At 60.1% G+C, this 18,845-nt stretch carries 15 protein-coding genes; 9 read left to right on the forward strand and 6 right to left on the reverse strand.

Features of this window, described 5'->3' with window-relative positions; all coding sequences use genetic code 11:
* Position 1 precedes the first annotated feature (1 nt).
* Together AC3WP7_RS12925 and AC3WP7_RS12930 are read right to left on the reverse strand one after the other, a co-directional pair.
* Positions 2 to 712 carry a DUF6063 family protein gene (locus tag AC3WP7_RS12925; protein WP_102592363.1) on the reverse strand — a complete coding sequence of 237 codons (711 nt, stop codon included), beginning with the start codon at positions 710 to 712 and terminating at the stop codon, positions 2 to 4.
* 9 nt (positions 713 to 721) lie between these two features.
* Positions 722 to 2,188 (reverse strand): hypothetical protein, encoded by a 1,467-nt coding sequence (locus AC3WP7_RS12930; RefSeq protein ID WP_172963332.1) that lies wholly within the window; start codon positions 2,186 to 2,188, stop codon positions 722 to 724.
* A 127-nt stretch (positions 2,189 to 2,315) separates the two neighbouring features.
* Between AC3WP7_RS12930 and AC3WP7_RS12935 the strand changes: the two genes are divergently transcribed.
* Positions 2,316 to 3,200: a BrxR family transcriptional regulator gene (locus AC3WP7_RS12935; RefSeq protein WP_492561379.1), complete on the forward strand. Its 885-nt coding sequence runs from the start codon at positions 2,316 to 2,318 to the stop codon at positions 3,198 to 3,200.
* A gap of 1,225 nt (positions 3,201 to 4,425) precedes the next feature.
* Here AC3WP7_RS12935 and AC3WP7_RS12940 read toward each other — a convergent pair.
* Positions 4,426 to 5,184: an SDR family oxidoreductase gene (locus tag AC3WP7_RS12940; RefSeq protein ID WP_093120958.1), complete on the reverse strand. Its 759-nt coding sequence runs from the start codon at positions 5,182 to 5,184 to the stop codon at positions 4,426 to 4,428.
* Positions 5,185 to 5,406: 222 nt separating this feature from the next.
* Between AC3WP7_RS12940 and AC3WP7_RS12945 the strand changes: the two genes are divergently transcribed.
* Positions 5,407 to 6,864, forward strand: coding sequence for an MFS transporter (locus AC3WP7_RS12945; RefSeq protein WP_102592364.1), 1,458 nt, complete (start codon positions 5,407 to 5,409; stop codon positions 6,862 to 6,864).
* A 1-nt stretch (position 6,865) separates the two neighbouring features.
* Here AC3WP7_RS12945 and AC3WP7_RS12950 read toward each other — a convergent pair whose 3' ends face one another.
* Together AC3WP7_RS12950 and AC3WP7_RS12955 are read right to left on the reverse strand one after the other, a co-directional pair.
* Positions 6,866 to 7,726, reverse strand: coding sequence for a LysR family transcriptional regulator (locus AC3WP7_RS12950; protein ID WP_092250113.1), 861 nt, complete (start codon positions 7,724 to 7,726; stop codon positions 6,866 to 6,868).
* 184 nt (positions 7,727 to 7,910) lie between these two features.
* On the reverse strand, positions 7,911 to 8,369 hold the full coding sequence (locus tag AC3WP7_RS12955) for a hypothetical protein (protein ID WP_175538839.1): 459 nt from the start codon (positions 8,367 to 8,369) through the stop codon (positions 7,911 to 7,913).
* 148 nt (positions 8,370 to 8,517) lie between these two features.
* Here AC3WP7_RS12955 and AC3WP7_RS12960 point away from each other — a divergent pair, with 148 nt between their 5' ends.
* Positions 8,518 to 8,934 (forward strand): VOC family protein, encoded by a 417-nt coding sequence (locus tag AC3WP7_RS12960; protein ID WP_093530252.1) that lies wholly within the window; start codon positions 8,518 to 8,520, stop codon positions 8,932 to 8,934.
* Between the two features lie 125 nt (positions 8,935 to 9,059).
* On the opposite strand, the gene AC3WP7_RS12965 is transcribed toward AC3WP7_RS12960, so the two are convergent.
* The gene (locus AC3WP7_RS12965; RefSeq protein WP_093120954.1) at positions 9,060 to 9,521 is read right to left on the reverse strand and encodes an anti-virulence regulator CigR family protein; all 462 of its coding nucleotides are present in this window, start codon (positions 9,519 to 9,521) and stop codon (positions 9,060 to 9,062) included.
* Between the two features lie 238 nt (positions 9,522 to 9,759).
* Between AC3WP7_RS12965 and AC3WP7_RS12970 the strand changes: the two genes are divergently transcribed.
* From AC3WP7_RS12970 to mexE, 6 genes are all read left to right on the forward strand, one after another.
* Positions 9,760 to 12,180, forward strand: coding sequence for a TonB-dependent receptor plug domain-containing protein (locus tag AC3WP7_RS12970; protein ID WP_102592365.1), 2,421 nt, complete (start codon positions 9,760 to 9,762; stop codon positions 12,178 to 12,180).
* Between the two features lie 44 nt (positions 12,181 to 12,224).
* A complete protein-coding gene (locus AC3WP7_RS12975) occupies positions 12,225 to 13,835 on the forward strand; it encodes an ABC transporter substrate-binding protein (RefSeq protein WP_172963334.1) in 1,611 nt (536 codons plus the stop codon).
* Positions 13,832 to 14,782, forward strand: a complete 951-nt coding sequence (locus AC3WP7_RS12980; protein WP_093120951.1) for an ABC transporter permease — start codon at positions 13,832 to 13,834, stop codon at positions 14,780 to 14,782. Before AC3WP7_RS12975 ends, AC3WP7_RS12980 begins: the two co-directional genes overlap by 4 nt.
* A 3-nt stretch (positions 14,783 to 14,785) precedes the next feature.
* Complete coding sequence (locus tag AC3WP7_RS12985; protein ID WP_093513208.1) at positions 14,786 to 15,685, forward strand: ABC transporter permease; 900 nt, start codon at positions 14,786 to 14,788, stop codon at positions 15,683 to 15,685.
* Entirely contained in the window at positions 15,682 to 17,295 is a 1,614-nt protein-coding gene (locus tag AC3WP7_RS12990; protein ID WP_102592367.1) for a dipeptide ABC transporter ATP-binding protein, read from the forward strand. The genes AC3WP7_RS12985 and AC3WP7_RS12990 overlap by 4 nt, the downstream gene beginning before the upstream one ends.
* A gap of 293 nt (positions 17,296 to 17,588) precedes the next feature.
* Positions 17,589 to 18,830, forward strand: coding sequence for a multidrug efflux RND transporter periplasmic adaptor subunit MexE (mexE, locus tag AC3WP7_RS12995; protein ID WP_071488457.1), 1,242 nt, complete (start codon positions 17,589 to 17,591; stop codon positions 18,828 to 18,830).
* Positions 18,831 to 18,845: the final 15 nt, after the last annotated feature.

Genomic DNA, 18,845 nt, shown 5'->3' on the forward strand with positions numbered 1-18,845 from the left:
CTCAGGCCGTTGCGCCGGAACGCACATAGTCAAATAGTCGCGGTAGCGTCCGTTCACGCAGCTGAATGCGCAGTCGATGGGTGGCGGTGTATTCAACCGCTTCGCCCTCATCCTGGGGCCCCACGTTATTCACCAGCCCGTACTCAATCAGGTAGTTCAGTGCCATGCGCACCAACCCTTCAATCGAGTTTGGCGACGCGCGATCGGCTTGGGGGATCGAAGTAGGCAGGCTGTGAATGTAGCTCCAGCCTGGTCGCAGCTCCTCTCGGGAATAATCATCGGAATCTTCGAGTGCATTCATGCGCCCGGACAAGCCAGTCAAGGTGTCCCTGAACATGGCCAACGTCGCCGGCATTGGAAACCGGCTGTCATCTTCAATCAAAGCGGTCGTTGGATAAAACACCGCGCAGATGGCCAGGAAGCTCAGCGCCAGCGCGACACGCTGGTCTTCAGACAAGTTTTTGCGTAGATCACCAAGTCGAATCGAGAAGCGACTTTCCTTGCGTGCCGGGGCGATGATCAAGCCACGCTCGCTGACATCGAGCACCATCAGTTCCATCCCTTCAGCAATTTGCGCAAGGACCTGCTGCAGTTCTGGGCTAGCACGGTACCGAGCCAATAGCTCGCGATACTCCACGTCATTGGCCGGGGTCGCACTTAGATTAAGTGCCCGATAAATCAGACGTGCTGCGGCGCTGTTCTGGTTATCCAAATGAACCTCCTAAACCTTTGTCTTGACGTCGAATCTGAGGTTGTCGCCTCGGACCACCCAGGTTTCGTATTCACCATCGAGCACCGCATGGTGGTTTTCAAATTCTGATTCGCTGTCGGGGAAGCTGCGGTAAAGGCAGAACGCAATGCACTGCTGCTCAATCGCACTGAAGCCTTCGTTCGCTCCCGCATCTATCAGTTCATCAATCCGCCAAGAACGGTTTTCTTCAAATTTTGCGGATAGCCATTGAGAAATTTTGACAACCAATTGATCTGGAAAAGGATCCGGCCAGACCTGGAACGGCTCGATCTCGTCGTCATCCTCGTCGTCATCTGCGTCCTTGGTTAACTGACGTCGCTCCAGCAGGATGCTAAGCAGGTTCGATAAATCAGGTGTTTTGGGAAACACTGCCGGGAACAAACTGACAATTAGCTCCTCGGCCGCCACAGCCAACTGCGCGCCTGGGCGGATCATTGCTTGCGGGAGAAGATGTGTCTCAAGATCAGGAATGCCGGAAGATTTGCGGGCACGAAACGCGGCTGTCTGAGCTTCGATGAAACGCCCTTCGGCGCTGCTGACCTCCAGCTGCAGCCGGGCTCTTACGTTGCCTGCCTTCGACAACAAGTCATGCAGGCTTGAAAGCTCTAGCTTGCTCTTGATGTTTTCTACTTCACCAATCTTGTTGCGAATCGCCATGAGCAATCGCCCCTCTTCCTCCTGGCGAGCTTTGACATGCTGGCGGGAGTCGTCTAATCGAGGCTTGATGTCCGTAGTCCATCTCACCGTTCCCGGTGCGCGAATCGCCTGAGTAATTTGCCCATGAATGTGTTGCCGATGCTCAATGGAAAGCACCATGGCGCGTTTGGCGAACTCCGCTGCCTGCTCAAAACGCCCCCTCTCGATCAGGATCTGCAGCATCTTTTCCATGAGAATCTGCTGATCTTCAACGTCCACATTCAGCATGCCGATCAGAAGCAAATAACCCTCCGGTGAGGGGCGATACCGATAGACGTCATCAAGATCCGGCTCAAGAGTGACCAGGCGAAAGCGGTACACGAGGGTTTGCAGAGTGGGGGCGTGAAAGTAGGTGAATTCGAATTCTTTATAGTTCTCGGCTTTATTACTCAGGCAGCCAATCACGACATCGGCTGCCTTTGCACACGCTGAGCTGGTTTTTTCTGGCCGGATCCGACTGATCAGTGAACTCACATAGGAGTGCACATCCGCCATGCTGTACCCCGCGCCAACTGCGGATCCCTCCATCATGAAATTGAGGGTGGCCATGCACAGGTAGTGGGTGTCCAGCCCATCAAATAGCGGCTCTCCAGCCTCGTCTTGATGGAAGTTACGAGTCGCATGGAGCTGGTTCATTGGTTCCAGCAACCGCTGATTTCGCAACTGAGGCGATAAGTCGATCAACTCGCTCTTGGGCTCGCCCAGCGAATCGGATGCATCGGGCAACTGTTCGTTTGGCATGGGGCTTTCATCTGCTCAGTAGAGAGGTCAACGCCACTCTTAAATGGTCATCAATTTGATAAGCTTGCAGGAAGTCTATTGATGATGGTGTAGTATGGCAATCCCCTTCACTACAAAAAGTTCGACCATGCTTGAGAACCTCAGTCAGCCACAACGAGACCGTCTCGCCTTCATAGATCTCAGATTGCGCATGCTGGGTGAACTCAAGCGTCAGCACTTGATCGAGCGCTTTGACATTCAGGAAGCGGCGGCCAGTCGCGACATCGCGCTGTACAAAACGCTCAGTAAACACAACCTGGTGTATGACGCGAGTTCGCGCCTCTACAAAGCCAGTGAATCCTTCAAGAGCCTATTTGACCCCACCGCGGAACACGCGCTGATCTGGATCACCAAGGGGCTCGGTGACGGGGAACCCAGAAACACCACGCCTGGGATTACGGTCGATTTTCCCGATCAGCTGACGTGGCCGAAGCTCGATATCCTAGGCCACGTCACCCAGGCGATTCACCAGAAATGCCCCCTGCAGATTGATTACGAGTCGCTGAACGGATCCAGCCAGCGCGTCATCGTGCCTTTTTCTCTGGTCGACAATGGACTTCGCTGGCACGTCCGTGGGTTTGACAGGAAGTCGGGCGAGTTCCGAGATTTCGTCATCACCCGGATCCGCAAGGCAAGCCCTCTTCCCGATGATGCCGTTGCTGTTCACGAGACGAGCGATCAAGACATTCAGTGGACAAGGATCGTTGAGCTGACACTTATCCCTCACCCTGATCAACCGCGACCGGAAGTCACGCTCATGGATTACGCAATGGTTGATGGAATGCTGTCGCTGAAACTTCGGGCGGCTACGGCGGGCTACACCCTACGTAAGTGGAGCGTGGACTGTTCACCAGATCACAGTCTAAGGGGGCCAGAATATAGGTTGTGGTTGTCCGATCCCTTGGCACTGTACGGTGTCAAGAACGCGATCCTTGCTCCTGGTTATGTCGCACCTGACGCGCGCGAATTTTGAATTGGATGGTAGGTGGCTCTGGCGACGGTCTTCTCGTTTGGGTGCTCAATCGGTCCATTTGACTTCAAACTAATAACCTTATCGCTCTGCAGGTAAAAGCCATTGACGATGATCATTCAGCTACCCGTGTTCTAATCACGGCTATTCCGTTAGCTACCGTTGATATGTTCGATCAAAACAAAGGCAAGCTCCTATTCCACCGCATCGACACTAAGGCACTAGACGCCCCTGATGTAATCGCAGAGCCAAGGCCGGCGTCGGCATAAGCGGTACCTGGGCACGCGGGCGCTCGCATTCGACCGCCCGCGTGCTGCGCCTCGCTACCCGACACGTGTCGAAACCGAACCGGTCACTTTGCATTAGCAGGGCCGAACAAGAATTGGGCTGCGCATAACCTGCTTTGGTTTCCAGTTCACCGAGGGAGAACCTCTGAACGTGTCACTTCCCTCCCCCCCCAGCCAACCCCAGTTTGGGCGTACACTCAAAGCCACCCAGAGCCATACTGGATTTCGTCAGGAATCGCCATTCGTGATCGCTCATGTACGGCGTCTGAGTGGGGGCAAAATTGGGGGCATATTAAGATTTTTTCAAACTGAAACTACCGAGCTAGAGCCAAGTCAAAATGTTTTTTGGGGACCCCGATAGTTTGTAATCGAAGTCCCCATCAAGCTTCAAAAAAAACCTTTAATAACATTGCATGACCGACTAACCCAGTGCGCCGCAGCTTGTCTGGCTCCCCTGAGTTCAAAACCGAATCAGCGGCAAATTTTGGCTCGTTAAGTTGATTGTCACATCCTGAACATTCCGCAAATCAACCTTCTCTGAGTTTACTCATGTTCTGATCTTCGCTTGGTGCAAACCTCTCCTCACCCGCTACGGGTACCCAGCCGTTCAACGGTGTCAGGAAATGCAGTTCAAAACGACGTGACAGGAACGCCCATTTTCCGTTCCGACGTTCAAACCTGTCGTGATACAACCCGCTGACTTGGACCGGGCCTTTTTCAGTGTCGACTCTTCGTGCCAGATTCCGCTCAGGAGCGACACGTCGATGCGATCGAAGGCATTGGCGTAGGCGCTGATCAGCGACTCGATGGCGGCGCGACCTCCAGGGCGTCCAGTCGGGTGTTCAATTCTTCACTGTTCATGTTGAGGTGTCCTGCGGGGGGCTTCGCAAAAGCGACAAAAGCAACCCTCTGCAAGGGTTGCACCAGGTTCGATCGGGAGGTCAGATCTGCGACAGCCCGCCGTCGACCATCAGTTCCACCCCGTTGACATATTTCGCATCGGCGGATGCGAGGAACAGCGCTGACGAGGCGATTTCTTCAGGTTGGGCCATGTATCCCAGCGGAGTGATCTGCTCGACATGGTGGCGCAGCGCGGCAATGTCGCTTTCGCTCATCTTCAAGCCGTTGTCCATCAAAGGAGTGCGGGTGAAGCCAGGGCTCAGGACATTCGTTCGGATCTTGCGGCCTTTGAGTTCGTTGGCCCAGGTCCTGGCGAAGGACCGCACGGCAGCCTTGGATGCGTTGTAGAGACTCAGTCCTTCCATGCCATTGCTGGAGCAGATAGACGCCGTCAGCACAATCGAAGCGCCGTTTTTCAACAAAGGCATCAACGTCTGAACAGTAAAAAACACGCCCTTCACGTTAATGTCGAAGAGGTTGAAGTACGCCGCCTCGGTGGTCTCGCCCAGCGGGTTCTTTTCGCAAATACCCGCGTTGGCAAACACTGCGTCCAACTGATCGTTGCGCCCCTCAATCGTCGCCTTGAGCTGATCGAGATCGGCCTGGCGCGCGACATCGGAAATAACCGCGATCGCTCTATCGCCAAGCCTGGCCACCGCAGCCTCCAGCGTGGCTGCAGAACGCCCAGTGATGTAAACACGCCTGGCGCCCTCTGCAATCAAACCCTGCGCAATCGCAAACCCGATCCCGGTGGATGCGCCGGTGACCACTGCCACCTGACCAGCGAATTTACCTGACATATCTGACTCCTCAGTCTCGTTTGTGTGGACCGACTGGAACCACAGTGCGGCCATTTTGAGAGGAATCAGGCACTCGACGGCACTGCCATAAATGAACGCTGGGCGTTCAATTTTGTGAGGCGTCAGCCCAAGTTTGATCGTTTAGATTGGGCCCCATTGATTCGGGGCATGACCCGCCATCGTGAATATTCTGGAACCGAAGGGTTCCAGGCAGGAGACCTTATGCCACAGACAAAAATCGCCCCACCGGAACCGCGGCGCTGGTTGATGTTCGCCATCTTATTGGTCGGTGCGTTTTTACCGCCGCTGGATTTTTTCATCGTGAACGTGGCGCTGCCCTCGATCCAGCAATCGCTCGGCACGGCCTCCTCCGCCGAACAGTTGATCATTTCCTCGTACGCGGCGCTTTATGCCGTGACACTGATTACCGGCGGACGGCTGGGTGATATCTACGGTCGCATGAGAATGTTTTTCCTTGGCCTGGTTGGTTTCGCAGTTGCCTCACTGATCTGCGGCGTCGCCGAGTCACCTTGGGTGTTGATCGCCGGACGTTCGCTGCAAGGCGTGACGGCAGCCGTCATGGCGCCCCAGGCACTCGCTTCTGCGCAGGCTATGTTTCCCGAGTCCGAAAAGCCCTTGGCGCTGAGTCTCTATGGCGCGGTCTTTGGGCTGGCGTCAGTAGCCGGCCAGGCACTTGGCGGGATATTGATAGCGCTCGACTTGATGGGCTTGGGGTGGCGGGCGATATTTCTGGTTAATCTACCGATTGCGTTGCTGGTCATTCTGATCGCCATTCCCGTGGTCAGGGAAACCCGCGCGCAACAGACAAGCAAGCTGGATCTGGGTGGAACCGTCCTGTCCATGGCGACCCTTGGGGCGCTGATCGTTCCATTGATCGAAGGGCGTGAAGCCGGCTGGCCCTTGTGGGCCTGGCTGTCGCTTGCGGCCGTACCGCTGCTGGGCTGGCTGTTCTGGCGCTACGAAGCCCGTTTGCACCAGGCGCAAGGCGCACCGTTGCTTGATCCTGTCGCATTGCGCACGCCTGGGTTGGGCCGGGCACTGCTCGTCGCCCTGACCTTCTACGCGATCGGCGTGTTTTTCCTGCTGTTTTCCATGTATTTACAGGGAGCGCTGCATACGAGCCCACTCAATGCAGGCCTGATCTTCCTTCCTTTTGGCGCGGGATTTTTGCTGGGCCCGCTTTCCACCCCTCAATTCAGGCGTTTCCTGGGGGCTTACGTGAACCCCGTCGGAATGGGGCTTGAGGTGCTGGGGTTCATGCTCCTGGCCTGGCTCGTGGCGCACACACCGATGGCCGTCACGCCCCCTGCGCTGCCCCTCGCCGTCATTCTGTTTCTGATCGGTTTCGGACAAGGACTGGCCCTGCCGACATTGATGCGAATGATCACAGGACGCGTGGCGCCCGCGTATTCCGGCATGATTGCGGGCATTGCCAGTTCTACCCTGCAAATCAGCACATCACTGAGCGTGGCGATAATAGGCGGCATTTTCTACACCCTTCTGGGCACGGATACGGACGCGGCCGCCATCACTCACGCCTTCACCGTTTCCGTACTCTGCATCGCGGCATGCCTGGCCTTGGGCGCGGGACTCAGCCTAAGCCTGGCGCGCCAACCAGTTGCCCAATTGCAAACGGCAGCCCTGCGCCCAGTAAAGTGAATCATCGGCCCTGCTGCGAGCCGATCATGCTCGAGGCAAGGTCGGCAAGGGCACGAAGACTGTCCATCTGCCGCATGTCCTGGTGGTAACCCATCCAGATGTCGCGACCCGGTGGCGGTTCATGCGGATCAATCAGCCGCAGCGCCGTCAACTGGTCGCCCAGGACGCGAGGCAATACGGCGACACCCTGCCCTTGCGCGCACATGTGCGCCTGGGCTGTGCGGCTGCTACTGGTGAACACCTTACGGGCCAGAGGGTAACGTTGCTGCAGCCATTGCACATCGGGATAGTGAGACTGGGCAACACTCATGGTGATCAAACCCACCCCGTCGCCCTGCGGCTCGGGGTCAGCGGATCCGACGGCCGCGTATAACCCGTAGCTCAAGGTAGTCAGTTTGCGGTGGACAATATCGGGTTCGGTGAAAGGAACGATCCGAAAGGCAATGTCGGCATCGCGACGAGCCAGGTCAAACAATCGATGTCCTGCGATGACCTCGGGCACGATCAGCGGATAACGTCGTCCCAGTTCATTCAGGACCGGGGCCAGCACATAACAGGCGAACCAGTCGGCGCAAGAAATGCGCAACACACCTTCTGGCTGTGCGCTGTCCCCCGCAAGGCGCCTTTCGATTGCCAAGGCACTTTGCTCCATTTCCTGCGCCAGACTGAGCAGCTTTTCTCCGCTGTCGGTCAGAACCAGACCCTGGGTGGTACGCAGGAAAATGGGTTGGCCACTGGACTGCTCAAGCACCTGCAAGCGTCGCCCCACGGTCGGATGGCTGACACCCAACTGCTTGGCGGCAGCGCCCAGCGACCCGCTGCGGGCAATCGCGAGAAAGACCCGCACATCACTCCAGTCCATGCGTTACCCCGTACAAAAAAGAACAGTGAGAGTGCAGCGATGGCACTGCCGTAGCAATCTCAGGCCCGACATACTGCTCTGCATACACCTTCGTTGAAACACCAACCGGGGACTGCAAATGTCGACTTTCGGGAGTCGCGTACGACCCCTTCAACCTGACCGCAGGACCCTGACGTTCATTAAATCAAACACTGAAAAGCTTCCACAGTATCGCGTAAGGCATCTCATCATCAGCAATGTCATGCGACCGAAAATAATAAACAGCCGATGCGCTTTCCAAGCCTTTATGAACAAATGCACCGTCAGACATAACACGATAAGAGGCGTACTCCATTAACCTGTCAGAACCAAGAGCGCCAAGCGCCTCTTTTATCTGACGGTAGGTCGCACCCGCCTTCGATCTGCACAGCGACGACCACTCTTTCACGTTATCTGCCTCTAGCCTATTGCGGCCATTGATTATCCAGCCTTCGACCCTGCCAGCCTTGAGTGCACTCTCCGCGGCTGCTTTGGCCGATCCCTCAGGCATATTCTTTACGGAGTTTATGATCTCTGATTGCCAGGCCTGTAACTTTGAATCGGGCAAGGAATTCGGATAGCCCCCGCTGGCGTTGGCGTATCCGAGGTCCGAGGCGATGCGCATCACAGACTCGTTGCCGCTCAGTGTGCCTGACCCGGCAGGTGTATTTGGCAATGCGAGGCAGAAACATAAGACAAACTGCGGCTACCCTGAACACGGCTACCCTGAACACTGTCCCATTCGACAACGGCAAGAATCAGGAGTGATGGAAATGCGCAGTTTTACCCTTCAACGTATCGATCACGTTGTTTTGCGGGTCAAGGACATTGAGCGCAGCCTGGCGTTCTACACATCCGTGCTGGGGTGTGATGTCAAAAAACGCCGTGACGACCTCGGCATGATTCACCTGAGCGCTGGCACATCCATGATTGACCTGGTTGATGTGAACGGGCCGATCGGGCGTCAGGGTGGACAGCCGGCAGGCAAGCAAAGACACAATGTCGATCACGTTTGCCTGCGGGTCGAGCCGTTCGATGAACACGCCATTCTCCAGCACCTGGCGGCGGCCGGGGTATCCGCTGAAGCGGCCGTGATGCGGTATGGCGCGGAGGGAACCGGGTTATCGATGTATCTCAATGATCCTGATGATAATCAGATCGAGTTGAAAGGCCCAGCGGTGCAGGCTTGATGGCTGGAAAGCGTCGAGCCTGAGTCATCATCCGACTGTGCCAGTGAACTTGTGCACGCACCCTTCCCGGTAAATTCAATCTGTTCGACCGCGTTACGGCGCCCCCACCGTCAGGCTCCAGCGCCCTAATCGAAAGCCCCTTCGAGCACCTCATAAATAAGGCCGGAAGCAATAGCCACGAGGATCAGATCGGTGCCCGCCTGCTGCCATTCGTAGCCGTCATAATGCGGCAGCCTGCCCAGCAGGCGCCCATCGAGCTTCTTGGCAATGCCTGGAGGCAGCGGTTTGCCTCGCGCTAACTTCTTCTGTATGCCAGGCGGCAGTGATGGGCCTGGGCTCCAGTAGTCACGATAGCCACCAAGCACCCCCAGGATGCCGCCACGGTCGATACTGGGGCCGTGCCCCCTATCATCGGCGTCTGCGCCTTTGCCCTTATGGCCCTGGTTGCCATGACCCTGGCCGCCCTGTGCGTTGCCCTTTGCGGATCCCTGGCCCTTGCCGTTGCCAGGGTCGGCCACCGCCGCCACCGGGCCCAGGGCCAAAGCGAGGCACGTAACAGCAACCGCCAGCGTGCGGGGTTTGAACATGATCGTCTTCTCCGTAAGGGAACCTCCCTTGGAATGTAGTCGACATTGGCGATAAGCAGCGCGCCTGTTTTTCACATAATAAAAATAGGTAATTTTATTTCAGATATAAATAATATTAACTGATAATTAGCTTATTCCAAAAAAGACTTTCCACAAGGTTTTTTATAGATATATCTTCATTTCACAGACCGACCCCATACCTGGCGGAGGACGCATCCACACCCTCCAGGTTACCTCCATGCCCGACATCGCCTTCCCCACGCCCCTCAAGAAATTACCTCTTTCACTCCTGACCGGCTCCCTGCTCCTGACTGCAGCACCCTCTTTTGCCGAAGACGCCAAGCTCGACACCGTCACTGTGATTTCCACCGGTCTGCGTGGCCAGCAACGCACGGTGGCCGACAGCCCGGCGCCGATCGATGTGATCAACAGCGACCAGTTGCTCAAGACCGGCCGCGCCGAGTTGTCCGAAGCCATCGCCAAACTGCTGCCGTCGTTCAACTTCGGCACCAACATCGCCGGCTATAACTCGGTGACCCGCCCGCTGAGCAACCGCAGCCTGGGGCCGGCCTACACCCTGGTGCTGGTCAACGGTAAACGCCGGCATAACGGCGCCACCGGCCAGCGCGGTTCCATCGATAACAGCGGTGCGAATGCGGTGGACATCGACCTGATCCCGGTCAGCGCGGTGGACCATATCGAGGTGCTCAAGGACAGCGCTGCCGCGCAGTACGGTTCCGATGCAGTCGCTGGCGTGATCAATATCATCCTCAAGTCCGGGAAGAGCGGCGGCCACCTGGAGACCAGCTACGGTCAGTTGTATTCCGGCCAGGGCGAGACCATCAAGGTCGCGGGCGACCAGGGCTTCGAACTGGGCCAGGGCGGCTTCTTTCACTTCTCCGCCGATGCGCGCAAACGTGGCAGCGCATCGTGGAACGACAAGGCCGACAGCAGCGTGCGAGCGTTCGCTGACCCAGCCAAGGAAGCGGCCTGGGACCGGGTGGCGATCAAGAACGGCGACCCGGACCTCAAGGCCTTCAACCTGGCCTACAACGCCGAACTGCCGCTGGAAGACCTGACACTGTATTCGTTCTCCACCTACGGCGAACGCGATGCCGAGGCCGCCAACTACTTTCGCCTGCCCACGGGCACGGCGGCAGTGCCCGAGGTGTTTCCCGACGGTTACTTCCCGCTCAACAACATCAAGGACCGCGACTACCAGTTGCTGTTCGGCGGCAAGGGCCTGGTGGCCGACTGGAACTGGGACCTGAGCACCACCTACGGGCGCAACAACGTGCACCACTCCAGCGACCTGAATATCAACCCGTCGCTGGGCACGGCGTCGCCGACCAAATTCGACAACCTGGCGACCTTCCGCTTCGAGCAGTGGGTCAACAACCTAGACTTCACCCGCCGCTACGACAGCCTGTTCAACCTGACGCCGCCGGTGCAGGTCTCCGCCGGCCTGGAACACCGCTGGGAACATTTCAGCACGTTTGCCGGCGAGCGCGAGGCCTATATCACCGGCACCTACCCCGCCGCATCGGGCGCACAGGCGGCGGTGACGATTCGCCAGGAAGATGAAGTCAGCCTGATCCGCAATAACTACGCCGGCTACCTGGACCTGGGTTTCGACCTGACGGACCGCTGGTTTCTTGACGTCGCCGGGCGGGTCGAGCACTACGACGATGACTCGGGCAACACCTTCGGCCTGAAAGTGAACTCACGCTACGAACTCACCGACAGCGTGGCTGTACGCGGCACAGTGGGCACCGGTTTCCGCGCCCCCTCCCTGACCCAGATCGGCTACACCGTGGCCGACAACCGCGTGGCGACCGATGTGAACGGCAACGTGGTGCCGGCCGTGACGCGCCTGACGCCGTCCGGCAGCAACCTGGCCAAGGCGCTGGGCGGCGATGACCTCAAGCCGGAGAAATCGCGCAACCTGGGGCTGGGCCTGACCTGGCAGCCGGCGCCACGCACCAGCGTCACCGCCGACGCCTACCTGATCGACATCGATGACCGCATCGCCCTGACCAGCAATATCTACGACCGTGGCAACGGAGCGATCAACGCCATTCTCGCCGCCCAGGGCGTACCCACCGGTACCTGGGTCAACTACTACACCAACGCCTTCGACACCCGCACCAGGGGCCTGGACGTGGTGGCCGACCACACCACGCCGCTGGAGGCCTGGGGCGATGTGCGCTGGAGCCTGGGCTTCAACTGGAACAAGACCACGATTGAAGGCACTCGCGATACGCCGGCGGCACTGGCTGGCTCAGGCGTGACCCTGGTCGGCCGCGACCGCGAAGGCGACCTGACCGACGCCTCTCCCAAGACCAAGTGGATCCTGGGTGCCAACTGGAAGGTGCGGGACCTGGCCGTCAACCTGCAAACCGCGCGCTACGGCGCGGTCAAGACCCTGGCCGTCAACCCGACGGGCGACCGCAGCTTCGGCGCCAAATGGATCACCGACCTGGACGTCAGCTACACCTTCGTCGACAGCCTCACCGTGAGCATCGGCGGCACCAATATCTTCGACGTGCGCCCCGACAAACACGCGGTGTACAGCAACCTCGGCCTCGCGGCCTACGGCAACCCGCCGTTCTACCCCGGCGGCGGCTACTGGTACACCAAGCTCGCCTACGACTTCTGATCCACACGCCACATGAGGGCACACCATTGAATACCGCCAACTTGATGAGCCGTCTGCTGGCCCCCTGCGCCCTGGCGCTGAGCCTTGCCGCCTGCTCGCCCGGGCATGACACCCAGGCGGGCAAGACCCTGAACATCGCGTTTTTCGGCGATAACACCACCCTGGTCAGCGTCGATCCGTTCCAGGTGTATTGGCTGGAGCACCGCGTGCTGCTGCGCAACGTGGCCGAGTCCCTGACCGACCAGGACCCGCAGACCGGCCAGATCATTCCGTGGCTGGCCAAACGCTGGGAAGTGAGTGACGACGCCCTGACCTATACCTTCCACCTGCGTGAGGACGTGACCTTCAGCAACGGCGAGCGCTTCGACGCCAAGGCGGTTAAAACCGCCTTCGACAGCGACAAGGCACTGGCCACCGAATTGCCGGCCACCTTCGGCGCCACCTACCTGGCAGGCTTCGACCACGCCGAGGTGGTGGACGACTTCACCGTCAAGCTGGTGCTGTCCAAGCCCAATGCGGGTTTCCTGCAAGCTACCTCCACCACCAACCTGGCGATCCTCGCGCCGGCTTCCTACGCGCTGAGCGTGAAGGAACGCTCCCTGGGTAAGATCATCGGCACCGGGCCGTTCGTACTGGCCAGCTACACGCCGGAAGTCGGTGCGCACCTGACCAAGCGCAAGGGCTACGCCTGGGCCTCGGCCAATATGAAAAACCCGGGTGAAGCGCACCTGGACGCGGTGGACATCAGCTACATCCCCGAAGAAAGCGTGCGCAACGGCCTGTTCCTGCAAGGCAAGGCCGACATCCTGTGGCCGCGCAACCCGTTCTCGGAGGTCGACCTGAAGCTGTTCCAGTCCAAGGGCGCGACCATTCAGAGCCGTTCGCTGCCGGGGCCGGCGCTGAACCTGTACCCCAATACCCGTGGCGAGCGGATCCTGGCCGACCGGCACGTGCGCCTGGCGCTGCAAAAGGCCCTCGACCGCAAGAGCTACGCCAGCACCGTCTACAACGCTGAGTTCCCGGTGGTGGACGGCATCTTCGATGTGACCACGCCGTACTTCAAAAGCCAGGGCGCCAAGCTGGCCTATGACCCGGCAGGCGCCGAGCAACTGCTGGAGCAAGCCGGCTGGATCAAGGGTGCGGATGGTTACCGGCAAAAGAACGGCAAGCGCCTGAGCCTGAGCTACAACATCACCCCGGCCGAGACCGCGGGCGACGTGCTGATCCAGGACCAACTGCGCAAGGTCGGCATCGAGTTGAAACTCAGCGTGGTCACTCGCGCCGAGTGGGTCGCCAACAACTCGGCGGGCAACTATGACCTGACCATCAACTACATGACCCGTGCCGACCCGATCATCCTGCAGACCATCCTCGATCCACGCAGCGCCAACAGTTCCACGCTGGCCACCAACACCTATGAACCGGCGGTGCTGGAAAAGGCCAAGGGCTTGTTCGACGCCGGCATCACGGCCACCCAAGCCCCGCAACGCGCTGCCGCCTACGGCAGCCTGCAGGATTTACTCATCGATGAAAGCTCCGCGTTCCCGGTGTATGAGCGCGTGTGGCAGGCGGCGACCTCGCCCAAGGTAAAAAACTTCCGCTGGACCGCCGAAGGCTTCGCGCTGCTGGGTGATATCGAGATCGGCACGCCATGAGCCGCTACCTGATCGGCCGCATCGGCCAGGCGCTGCTGGTGCTGTGGGGGGCCTACAGCATCACCTATTTCATTCTGTATCTGCTGCCGGGCGACACCTTGTCGATCATGCTGAGCGCGTCGGGCATGGAGGCCGACGCGCTGTCGGTCGAGGACCTGGCCAAGGCGCGGGCCTACTACGGCCTGGATAAAGGCCTGTTCGAGCAGTATGTCGATCTGCTGTCGGGGGCGTTGCGGGGGGATTTCGGGCAGTCGCTTTCACTGAATCGCCCGGTGGCCGAGTTGCTTGCCGAACGCCTGCCGCAGACCCTGTCCCTGGCGGGCCTGGCCATCGTGTTGTCGTTGCTCGGCGGAATCGGCCTGGCCTACCTGACCGCCTACATCCGTTGGCAACCGCTGAAGAAAGCGCTGGCACGCCTGCCGTCCCTGGGCTTTTCGGTGCCGGTGTTCTGGATGGGGCTGTTGCTGATCCAGGTGTTTGCCTTCGGCCTCGGCTGGTTCCCTGCCACCGGCAGCCGGGGCCTGGAAAGCCTGGTACTGCCGGCGATTACCCTGGCGATTCCGAGTGCGGCGGTATACGCCCAGGTGCTGCAACGCAGTTTCCAGGGGGTCTGGAAAGAGTCCTATATCACCACCGCCTACGCCAAGGGCCTGAGCCGTGGCCAGGTGCAGGCGCGGCATGGGTTCAAGAATGCGGCGCTGCCGATTCTCACCCTGATCGGCTTGCAGGTGGGCAATACCGTGTCGGGCGCGGTGTTGGTGGAGACCATCTTCGCGCGCTCCGGCATTGGCCGCCTGGCCCAGGAAGCGGTGCTGCGCCAGGACATTCCGGTAGTGCTCGCGATCGTTTCGGTATCGGCGGCGGCTTTTGTCCTTGTAAACCTGTTGGTCGACCTGTTGTACCCGTGGTTCGACCCGCGCATCTCCCACATCCCAAAGGTGTCCTAGACCATGACTGTCCTTGAGCAGAACCTGGGCCGCAATCCCCTCCCGGCCAGCCCTGCGCCGTGGCGCCGCCGCAGCCGCCTGCAACGCGTGGCGGCGACGGTGTTGCCCCTGTTGCGACGACCTGGGTTCAGCCTGGCGCTGCTGGTGGTGGTGTTTGCATGGGTGGCGGCTGTGGCGCCGCACGTATTGAGCAGCTTCGATCCTTACGCCACCTCGCCCGTCGACAAACTGCGCGCGCCCAACCTGATCCACTGGTTTGGCACCGATGAGCTGGGACGCGACCTCTATACGCGGGTGGTGCATGGCGCCGGCCTATCGGTCCTGGCGGCGTTCCTTGCGGTGGGCATCGCCCTCTTGGGCGGGCTGGGCCTGGGCATCCTGTCGGGTTTTGCCGGGGGGCGCATCGACGCGGTGATCATGCGCTTTGTCGATGTACTGCTGGCCCTGCCCGGCCTGCTGCTGGCCCTGGCGATTGTCACGGCCATCGGCTTCGGCACGGTGCCGGTGGCGATTGCCGTGGGCATCGGCATTATTCCGGGGTTTGCCCGCACCACCCGCGCCGAGGTGCTGCGGGTCAAGACCCTGCCCTACGTCGAGGCCGCGCGCCTGGGCGGTGCCAGTTGGGGGCGCACCTTGCTGCGGCACATCCTGCCTAACGCATGGGGGCCGGTGGCCGTGCTGGCGACCCTGGACTTCGGCGCCGCGATCCTGGCCACCGCAGGCCTGAGCTTTCTCGGTTTCGGCGCCGCGCCACCAGCGGCGGAATGGGGCACCCTGATCGCCAACGGTCGACACTTCCTGATCACCGCTCCCTGGGTTTCCCTGCTGCCCGGCCTGTTCCTGGTGGCCGTGGTGTTCAGCCTCAACCATATTGCCCGCACCTTCGAGGAGATCCAGCGATGAGCGCTCTAGTAGATGTTCGTCAACTCAGCGTCAGCTATCGGCACGACCACACGGCGGTCAATCGCCTGTCACTGAACATCGCCCAGGGCGAAACCGTGGCGATTGTCGGCGAGTCCGGCTCCGGTAAATCGACCCTGGCCAACGCTATCCTCGGTCTATTGCCGGACAGTGCGCAGATCACCGCCGGCCAGCTGTGGGTAGATGGCCACGACCTGACCCACGCCAGTGAACGCCAAAAGCGCGCATTGCGCGGCCGCACCATCGGCCTGGTGCCCCAGGACCCGATGGTCAGCCTCAACCCGACCCTGCGCGTGGGCCAGCAGATCGCCGAGGCGCTGATCCTGGCCAGGGGCAAACGCTACCCTGGCGTCGATGCGGACATTGTCGAGCTGTTACAACAGGTGGGCATCGAAAAGCCCGTACAGCGTGCGCGCCAGTACCCTCATGAACTCTCCGGCGGCATGCGCCAACGCGTGCTGATCGCCATTGCCCTGGCGGGCAATCCGCGCTTGATCATCGCCGACGAACCCACCAGTGCCCTCGACGTGACGGTGCAGCGCAAGATCCTCGACCACTTGCAACGCCTGGTGAGTGAACGGGGGATTTCGCTGTTGATCATCACCCATGACCTCGGTGTGGCCGCCGACCGCGCCGACCGGATCCTGGTGATGCAACACGGTGAAGTGGTCGAACAGGGCACGCCAGGCCGGATCCTTGGCGCGCCACAACACGATTACACCCGGGCACTGATTGCCGCCGCTCCGGCGTTTGCCAAACGGCGCGAGCCCTTGCCGCACATCGACTCGACCCAGGCACCGATCCTGAGCCTGAAAAACATCGGCAAGACATTTGCGCTGCCCCAGGTCAAGGGCGAAGAATCAACGTTCGTGGCTCTTGAGGACCTCAACCTGCAGGTGTATCCCGGCCAGACCCTGGCCATCGTCGGTGAGTCCGGCTCGGGCAAGAGCACCGCGCTGCGCATCGCACTCGGCCTGGAAAAACCGACCCAGGGCCAGGTCTGGTTCGAGCAACAGGACGTCACCCACCTGAACTGGCGCGACTTCCGCCCACTGCGCCAACGCCTGCAACTGGTGCAACAGAACCCGTTCGCCGCCCTGGACCCACGCTTCACCGTGTTCGACAGCATCGTCGAACCCCTGGCGTCCTTCGGGCGGCTCAAGGGCGCCGCGCTGGAACAGGCGGCCCGGGAGTTGATCAACCGCGTGCATTTACCGGTCAGCTACCTGGATCGGCTGCCGCGAGAGCTGTCCGGCGGCCAGTGCCAACGCGTCGCCATCGCCAGGGCCCTGGCATTGAAACCTGACCTGTTGTTGCTCGACGAGCCAGTGAGCGCGCTGGATGTGTCGGTGCAGGCGCATATCCTTGAGCTGCTGGAAGAGCTGCAGCGGGAGATGGGTATCGCGTATGTGCTGGTGTCCCACGACCTGTCGGTGGTGGCCAACTTTGCCCATGAGGTGCTGGTGTTGCGCAATGGCCAGGTGATCGAGCAGGGTTCGGTGGAGCAGATCTTCCATCGGCCGGCCAGCGAGTACACGCGGGAATTGATTGCGGCCATCCCTGGCCGGCAGGTCATTGCGAGCGCCGCGTGAGACCTGTATCGCAGTGCCACGCGAAACAGTTGTCGGCAACGGCGCGATCCCCGAGCATCGCGCCCCCGACCGTCGGGCTCTCCAGGGATATTCCGCGCCTGTCTTTACAGCCCAGGCAAAAGACCTTTGTCATCACGCCTATTGATAGCCCCCTAACGAAACCCCCATGCTAGAGGGCTAATCTCGCGCTTATATCATTCCGAATGATAGTTACCTTTGCTTCATTCGATTCGTGACATAGCACAGCGCCGCGCATGATCCGCCCATCTCAAATACATTGGCGGATGCACCTCATGGAACAGTCACTCAAACATTTGCGCTTCCCCTTGGCCATTTTGGCGGTAGTGGTGATGAGCGCGTGCGGCAAAACCCCGGAACAAGCGGCCGCCATGCCAGCTGCCAAAGTCAGCGTGGCCAAGGTGCTGGAGCAACCGGTCAACGAGTGGGATGAATTCACCGGTCGCCTGGAAGCCCCGGAAACCGTGCAGATCCGTCCGCGCGTGTCCGGCCAGATCGACCAGGTGGCCTTCACCGAAGGCGCGCTGGTGAAGAAAGGCGACCTGCTGTTCCAGATCGACCCGCGTCCGTTCCAGGCCGAAGTGCGTCGCCTTGAAGCCCAGCTTGCCCAAACCAAAGCTGCCGCGACCCGCAGCGATAACGAAGCGCAACGTGGCGAACGCCTGCGCCAGAGCAATGCGATCTCCGCTGAACTGGCCGACTCGCGCACCACCGCCGCCCAGGAAGCCCGCGCCGCCGTCGCAGGGATCCAGGCGCAGCTGGACCTGGCCAAGCTGAACCTGAGCTTCACCCGCGTGACTTCGCCGATCAGCGGCCGCGTCAGCCGTGCCGAAATCACCGCCGGCAACCTGGTGACCGCCGACGTCACCGCGCTGACCAGCGTGGTTTCCACCGACAAGGTCTACGCCTACTTCGACGCCGATGAGCGGGTGTTCCTCAAATACACCGAGCTGGCTCGCCAAGGCCGCCGTGGCGCCACCACTCCGGTGTACCTGGGCCTGTCCAACGAGACCGGCAACCCGCACCTGGGCCAGATGAACTTCGTCGACAACCAGGTCAACCCGGCCACCGGCACCATCCGCGGTCGCGCCGTGTTCGACAACAGCAAGGGCGAATACACCCCTGGCCTGTACGCCCGCCTGAAGCTGGTCGGCAGCGGCACCTACTCTGCCGTGCTGATCAACGATGAAGCCGTGGGCACCGACCTGGGCAAGAAGTTCGTGCTGGTGATGGAAGGCGACAAGCCGGCCTACCGCGCAGTGGAACTGGGGCCGAAGATCGAAGGTTTGCGCATCGTGCGCAGCGGCCTGAACAAGGACGACACCATTATCGTCAAGGGTCTGCAGCGTGTGCGCCCAGGGTCGCCGGTCGCCCCGGAAACCATTCCGATGGCCAGCAAGGAAACCCTCGCCGCCTTGGCCCAACAACGACAAGCACTTGAAGCCAGCAACCTGGAGCAAGTGGCGCCGGAAAAAACCGCGCCCAAGCTCGCAGCCGTTGCAGCTCCACGCGGTTAAGGGAAACGACTCAAG

The organism is Pseudomonas sp. FW305-3-2-15-C-LB1, from assembly GCF_058787615.1.

What these genes read in the sequence shown, in the direction of transcription:
- AC3WP7_RS12930 (WP_172963332.1), bottom strand. Translation starts at nt 2,188, where the DNA reads ATGCCAAACGAACAGTTGCCCGATGCATCCGATTCGCTGGGCGAGCCC.
- AC3WP7_RS12935 (WP_492561379.1), top strand. Translation starts at nt 2,316, where the DNA reads ATGCTTGAGAACCTCAGTCAGCCACAACGAGACCGTCTCGCCTTCATA.
- AC3WP7_RS12940 (WP_093120958.1), bottom strand. Translation starts at nt 5,184, where the DNA reads ATGTCAGGTAAATTCGCTGGTCAGGTGGCAGTGGTCACCGGCGCATCC.
- AC3WP7_RS12945 (WP_102592364.1), top strand. Translation starts at nt 5,407, where the DNA reads ATGCCACAGACAAAAATCGCCCCACCGGAACCGCGGCGCTGGTTGATG.
- AC3WP7_RS12950 (WP_092250113.1), bottom strand. Translation starts at nt 7,726, where the DNA reads ATGGACTGGAGTGATGTGCGGGTCTTTCTCGCGATTGCCCGCAGCGGG.
- AC3WP7_RS12955 (WP_175538839.1), bottom strand. Translation starts at nt 8,369, where the DNA reads ATGCGCATCGCCTCGGACCTCGGATACGCCAACGCCAGCGGGGGCTAT.
- AC3WP7_RS12960 (WP_093530252.1), top strand. Translation starts at nt 8,518, where the DNA reads ATGCGCAGTTTTACCCTTCAACGTATCGATCACGTTGTTTTGCGGGTC.
- AC3WP7_RS12965 (WP_093120954.1), bottom strand. Translation starts at nt 9,521, where the DNA reads ATGTTCAAACCCCGCACGCTGGCGGTTGCTGTTACGTGCCTCGCTTTG.
- AC3WP7_RS12970 (WP_102592365.1), top strand. Translation starts at nt 9,760, where the DNA reads ATGCCCGACATCGCCTTCCCCACGCCCCTCAAGAAATTACCTCTTTCA.
- AC3WP7_RS12975 (WP_172963334.1), top strand. Translation starts at nt 12,225, where the DNA reads ATGAGCCGTCTGCTGGCCCCCTGCGCCCTGGCGCTGAGCCTTGCCGCC.
- AC3WP7_RS12980 (WP_093120951.1), top strand. Translation starts at nt 13,832, where the DNA reads ATGAGCCGCTACCTGATCGGCCGCATCGGCCAGGCGCTGCTGGTGCTG.
- AC3WP7_RS12985 (WP_093513208.1), top strand. Translation starts at nt 14,786, where the DNA reads ATGACTGTCCTTGAGCAGAACCTGGGCCGCAATCCCCTCCCGGCCAGC.
- AC3WP7_RS12990 (WP_102592367.1), top strand. Translation starts at nt 15,682, where the DNA reads ATGAGCGCTCTAGTAGATGTTCGTCAACTCAGCGTCAGCTATCGGCAC.
- mexE (WP_071488457.1), top strand. Translation starts at nt 17,589, where the DNA reads ATGGAACAGTCACTCAAACATTTGCGCTTCCCCTTGGCCATTTTGGCG.